Raw genomic sequence first — 4,838 nt, 5'->3', positions numbered from 1 at the left:
GCAGACAGTAGGGGTCGCCTTTCTTTGCTTACTTTCTTTGGCGAAGCAAAGAAAGTGAGTCGCCCGCCGGGGCGAGACCCGGCCTCGGGAAAAAAACAAGCCAAAGGGTCAGAGCGTATGACTCCGATCCCCCTCCAAAAACCCCATCGCCTCCCAAGCACCCCCCACAGCAAACCCCACCACCTTGAACAGCTCCCCCATCTCATGCTCATGAACGAGCCGAGCCGCCATTCCCCTCTCTGCGGTAGAGCCCTGCTCCATCCTCGTCAGCAACCCGCAGTTCAGCAGAAACCGCGCCTGGCTGGTATAGCCCAGCACCTCGAGCCCCGCTTCCTGCCCCGCGAGCGCAATGCCGGTGAAGTTGACGTGCGCCGTGATGTCCTTGTAGCCCACATCGGACAGCGGATCGCCATCGGCCTGGTGGGCGCGGTGGCACATCACCGTTCCCATGTGGCGCTGGGGGTGGTAGTACTCGCGCTCCGGGAAGCCGTAGTCGATGAAGAAGGCCGCGCCCTTCGTCAGGCGGTCCGCCAGGGTCGCCACAAAGGCCTCGGCCTGCGGATGGATTTCAGTCAGGTAGTCGTGCTCGCCCGGCACCTCGAGCGGTGGCCGCAGTGCGGTCTCGCGGTCGGCCCAGGTCCAGCCGTCGCCCCCTGCATTGCGCACGATGCCGCGCTCGAACCACTGGCCGCCGACACGCGCCAGCAGTTGCACAGGCATCGCATCGAGCACCTCGTTGCCGATCACCACGCCCTGCATCGACTCGGGCAGTTCGCCGAGCCATTCGACGCGGTCTGCGTGCCGCACCAAGGCCTGCTGCTGCCGCTCGCGCAGGGTGCCCGAAAGATCGACGATGCGGTAGCGCACGTCGCCGCGGCCCATCTCGTCGAGCGCGTGCAGCAGTTGCACCGCCAGGGCGCCCGAGCCGGCACCGAATTCCCAGAGGGTGTCGGTGCCGGTCTTCTCCAGCGCCTCGGCCACCTGCGCCGCAAGCGCCTGGCCGAACATGGGCGTGAGTTCGGGCGCGGTCACGAAGTCGCTGCCCGAAGACGGCATGTGGCCGAACTTGGCCGAGGTGTTGGCGTAGTAGCCCAGCCCCGGCGCATACAAGGCCAGCGCCATGAAGCGGTCGAAGCCGATCCAGCCGCCGGCGCGTTCCACGGCGCGGGCGATCAACGTATCGAGGGCGATGGGTAAACTGTTCGTCGTCTTTGTCGTCACCCCCCGATTCTCCCTTCTCTCCCCGCATGAGCACAGCACCGCTTTCCTCAGCCCCCCGCACCGTCCTTGTCACGGGTGCCGGCCGCCGGCTGGGCCGCGAGATTGCGCTGGCGCTGGCCGCGGGGGGCTGGCAGGTGGCGGTGCACTACCGCAGCTCACGGGCCGAGGCCGAGCAGACGGCCGCCGAATGCGCGGGCTTGTCGGGCAACTCGGCGGCTTTCGAGGCCGACTTGCTCGACGAAGCCGCCACCCGCGCCTTGCTGCCCCGCGTGGCGGCGCATTTTGGCGGTGTCGATGCCGTGGTTCACAGTGCCGCCCTCTTCGAGCACGACGACGCCGCCAGCTTCAGCTACGCGCTCATGGAGCGCCATGCGCGCAGCAACACCGGCGCCGCCATTCTCCTGGCGCAGGCGCTGCGCGACCACCTGGCGCCGCGCAATGCGCAAGGCGCGGTGGTGCACCTGCTCGACCAGAAGCTCTGGAACCCGAACCCCGACTTTCTCAGCTACACGCTCTCCAAGGCCGCGCTCGAGGCCGCCACGCCCATGCTGGCGCTGGCACTGGCGCCGCAGGTGCGGGTGGTGGGCGTGGCGCCGGGCCTCACGCTTTCGAGCCACATGCTGGACGATGAAAAGTTTGCCCAGCTGCACAAGCTGTCGCCGCTGGGCCGCTCTTCCACGCCCGCCGATGTGGTGGCCACGGTGAAATTTGCGCTGGAGAACAACTCGATCACCGGCACCACGCTGCTGGTGGACGGCGGCCAGCACCTGATGAGATTCGAGCGCGATTTCTCGCTCATGTGAGCACCACCAACACCATGTCTTCCACACCGCACGGCCACCAGACTCTCACCCTCCAGGGGCTGCGCTTCGACGCCAACCTGGGCATCCTCGAGCAGGAAAAGAGGGCACCCCAGCCGATCCTGGTCGATGCCGAGCTCAACCTCGGCCCGCAGCCGCTGCTGCCGCAGGACGACGACATCTTTCACGTGCTGGACTACCGCAAGGTGCGCCGCATCATCATCGACGAGTGCACGGCCGAGCATGTGAACCTGCTCGAAAGCCTGATCGGCAAGCTCGCGCAGCGGCTGCTGCAGCTGCCCGGTGTGCGGGGCGTAAGGGTGAAGATCGCCAAGCTCGAAATCTTCGACGACTGCGAGGTGGCTATCCGCATCGAAGCCGGGGAATGGTGATCCAAGGCAAAATCGGGGGTCTTCCCCTCATTTGCCTGAAGTAGCCCACCAATGAACGCCGTCTGGATCGACGAGGCGCCCGTCGCCGGCGCCGCCACCAATTCCCTGAAGATCGAGCGCGAAACGCACAAGCTCGAAAAGCGCCTGTGCCGCGAGGTGGGCCGCGCCATCGTCGACTACAACATGATCGAAGAGGGCGACAAGGTCATGGTGTGCGTCTCGGGCGGGAAGGACAGCTACGCCATGCTGGACATCCTGCTCAAGCTGAAGGCGCGGGCGCCGATTCACTTCGACATCGTCGCGGTCAACCTCGACCAGAAGCAGCCCGGGTTTCCCGAAGAGGTGCTGCCCAAGTACCTGAGCGAGCTCGGCGTGGACTTCCACATCGAGAACCAGGACACCTACAGCATCGTCAAGCGCGTGATTCCGGAAGGCAAGACGACCTGCGGCCTGTGCAGCCGGCTGCGCCGCGGCATCCTGTACCGCGTGGCGGACGAACTCGGTGCCACCAAGGTGGCGCTGGGGCACCACCGCGACGACATGCTGCAGACCTTCTTCCTCAACATGTTCTTCGCGGGCAAGCTCAAGAGCATGCCGCCCAAGCTGGTGAGCGACGACGGCAAGCACATCGTCATTCGCCCGCTCGCCTACGTGGCCGAGAAAGACCTGGTGCGCTGGGCGCAGCACCGCGAATTTCCGATCATTCCGTGCACCCTGTGCGGCAGCCAGGAAAACCTGCAGCGCAAGCAGGTCGGCGAAATGCTGCGCGAGTGGGACAGGAAGCACCCCGGCCGCGTGGAAAACATGTTCACCGCACTGCAGAACGTGGTGCCTTCGCACCTGCTCGACGGAACGCGGCACGACTTCAAGGGTCTGAAGGCGACCGGCGTGGCCGACGAAGACGGCGACAAGGCCTTCGACGCGCCCTCTTTCGACTTGCTCTCCCAGGCACCTGCAGCCCTGCGCATCCTTCAGGGCTGAACCGGGCAACCCAGGGGGAATTTAGGGCTGGTGAGCCCGGAGACCCTCATGAAACGTGCGCTTCTTGCTCTTTTTTTTGCAGCAGCATTGAGCGGCTGCGCCACCTCGTGGGTCGTCGACAGCGACGTAAAGAGCTTTTCTTCGCTCGCCGCGGTGCCGCCCGGCGCCACCTACCGCTTCGAGCGCCTGCCTTCGCAGCAGGCCGACACCGCCCGGCAGGAATCGCTCGAGGCGATGGCGGCCGCAGCGCTCGAAAAGGTGGGCCTGCGCCGCGACGATGCTCGCCCGACCTACAGCGCGCAGATCGGCGCGCGCGTGACGGCTGGCCTCTCGCCCTGGGCAGACCCGTGGCTTTTCGACGGGCCATGGGGCTATGGCGGCTACGGCTATCACGGCTACACCCGCCGCTGGTATGGCGGCGGCTGGTACGGCGGCCCGGCCTTCATGCCGCCGGCCGCCAACCCCTGGTACGAGCGCGAAGTGAGCATCGTGCTGCGCGACATCGGCTCGAACCGGGTGGTCTATGAAACGCGGGCCCGCAACGACGGACCGTACAACGCGAGCGCGGCCATCCTGCCGGTGATGTTCGATGCCGCGCTGCAAGGGTTTCCGAATCCGCCGCAGGGCGAACGCCGGGTGAACATCGAGCTGCCCACGGCAAAGAAATGACGCGCTTCTAGAATCCCGCCGGATGGAAGAAATTACCCGTTTGATTGCCGTTCGCCATGGCGAAACCGCCTGGAACGTCGACACGCGCATTCAAGGCCAGCTCGACATCGGGCTCAATGCCACCGGCCTGTGGCAGGCCCGGCGCGTGGGGCAGGCGCTGGCGGACGAAGACATCGGCGTGATCTACGCGAGCGACCTGTCGCGCGCTTGGCAGACCGCGCAGGAAATTGCGAAGCCCCACGGCCTCACCGTGCAGCCCGAGCCCGGCCTGCGCGAGCGCGCCTTCGGCCACTTCGAGGGCATGAGCTTCGCGGAGATCGAAGCCACCCTGCCCGAGCAGGCGAAACGCTGGCGCGAACGAGACCCCGAGTTCGAGCCCGAAGGCGGCGAGAGCCTGCTGGCCTTTCGCGAGCGGGTGACACGCATCGCATCGAAACTCGCCGCGCGCCACCCGGGCCGGCTGGTGGTGCTGGTGGCGCACGGCGGCGTGATGGACGTGCTCTACCGCGCCGCCACCCGCCAGGAACTGCAGGCCCCGCGCACCTGGCAACTCGGCAATGCGGCCATCAACCGCATGCTGTGGACGCCCGAAGGCTTCAGCCTCGTGGGCTGGAGCGACACCGCCCACCTGGTGGCGGACGACGACGTTCTCGACGAAACAACGACCTAGGTAGGCTAGGTGTGAAGCGTCAAGAGGTTGTTTCTTGACGAGTTGAGTCTGGCCATGGGCGCGATGCCGCCGATACCGCTGTGCGGGCGATGCCAGTTGTAGTGG

6 protein-coding genes and 1 pseudogene are annotated in these 4,838 nt (G+C 66.3%); 5 read left to right on the top strand and 2 right to left on the bottom strand.

Features of this window, described 5'->3' with window-relative positions:
• Window positions 1-108: 108 nt before the first annotated feature.
• On the bottom strand, window positions 109-1,221 hold the full coding sequence (locus ABIC94_RS27340; protein ID WP_354376177.1) for a class I SAM-dependent methyltransferase: 1,113 nt from the start codon (window positions 1,219-1,221) through the stop codon (window positions 109-111).
• A 26-nt stretch (window positions 1,222-1,247) separates the two neighbouring features.
• On the opposite strand from ABIC94_RS27340, the gene ABIC94_RS27335 reads away from it, so the two are divergent.
• The 5 genes from ABIC94_RS27335 to ABIC94_RS27315 are packed head-to-tail and all read left to right on the top strand — an operon-like array spanning window position 1,248 to window position 4,733.
• Window positions 1,248-2,024, top strand: a complete 777-nt coding sequence (locus ABIC94_RS27335) for an SDR family oxidoreductase (protein WP_354376176.1) — start codon at window positions 1,248-1,250, stop codon at window positions 2,022-2,024.
• Between the two features lie 14 nt (window positions 2,025-2,038).
• Window positions 2,039-2,413, top strand: a complete 375-nt coding sequence (locus tag ABIC94_RS27330; protein WP_354376175.1) for a dihydroneopterin aldolase — start codon at window positions 2,039-2,041, stop codon at window positions 2,411-2,413.
• Window positions 2,414-2,464: 51 nt separating this feature from the next.
• Window positions 2,465-3,394 (top strand): tRNA 2-thiocytidine(32) synthetase TtcA, encoded by a 930-nt coding sequence (ttcA, locus tag ABIC94_RS27325; RefSeq protein ID WP_337297351.1) that lies wholly within the window; start codon window positions 2,465-2,467, stop codon window positions 3,392-3,394.
• Window positions 3,395-3,442: 48 nt separating this feature from the next.
• The gene (locus ABIC94_RS27320) at window positions 3,443-4,063 is read left to right on the top strand and encodes a DUF4136 domain-containing protein (RefSeq protein ID WP_354376174.1); all 621 of its coding nucleotides are present in this window, start codon (window positions 3,443-3,445) and stop codon (window positions 4,061-4,063) included.
• A gap of 22 nt (window positions 4,064-4,085) precedes the next feature.
• On the top strand, window positions 4,086-4,733 hold the full coding sequence (locus ABIC94_RS27315; protein ID WP_354376173.1) for a histidine phosphatase family protein: 648 nt from the start codon (window positions 4,086-4,088) through the stop codon (window positions 4,731-4,733).
• Window positions 4,734-4,738: 5 nt separating this feature from the next.
• On the opposite strand, the pseudogene ABIC94_RS27310 reads toward ABIC94_RS27315, so the two are convergent.
• Window positions 4,739-4,838: pseudogene (locus tag ABIC94_RS27310) on the bottom strand (IS481 family transposase); the annotation flags it as partial.

This window comes from Variovorax paradoxus, assembly GCF_040544635.1.
Classification (GTDB): domain Bacteria; phylum Pseudomonadota; class Gammaproteobacteria; order Burkholderiales; family Burkholderiaceae_C; genus Variovorax; species Variovorax paradoxus_R.
Note: the sequence above shows the minus strand (reverse complement) of the source record. Positions and strands in the feature narration are given on the sequence as shown.

Coding starts and splice junctions, on each gene's coding strand:
- ABIC94_RS27330 (WP_354376175.1), top strand. CDS start 2,039: ATGTCTTCCACACCGCACGGCCACCAGACTCTCACCCTCCAGGGGCTG.
- ttcA (WP_337297351.1), top strand. CDS start 2,465: ATGAACGCCGTCTGGATCGACGAGGCGCCCGTCGCCGGCGCCGCCACC.
- ABIC94_RS27315 (WP_354376173.1), top strand. CDS start 4,086: ATGGAAGAAATTACCCGTTTGATTGCCGTTCGCCATGGCGAAACCGCC.
- ABIC94_RS27335 (WP_354376176.1), top strand. CDS start 1,248: ATGAGCACAGCACCGCTTTCCTCAGCCCCCCGCACCGTCCTTGTCACG.
- ABIC94_RS27320 (WP_354376174.1), top strand. CDS start 3,443: ATGAAACGTGCGCTTCTTGCTCTTTTTTTTGCAGCAGCATTGAGCGGC.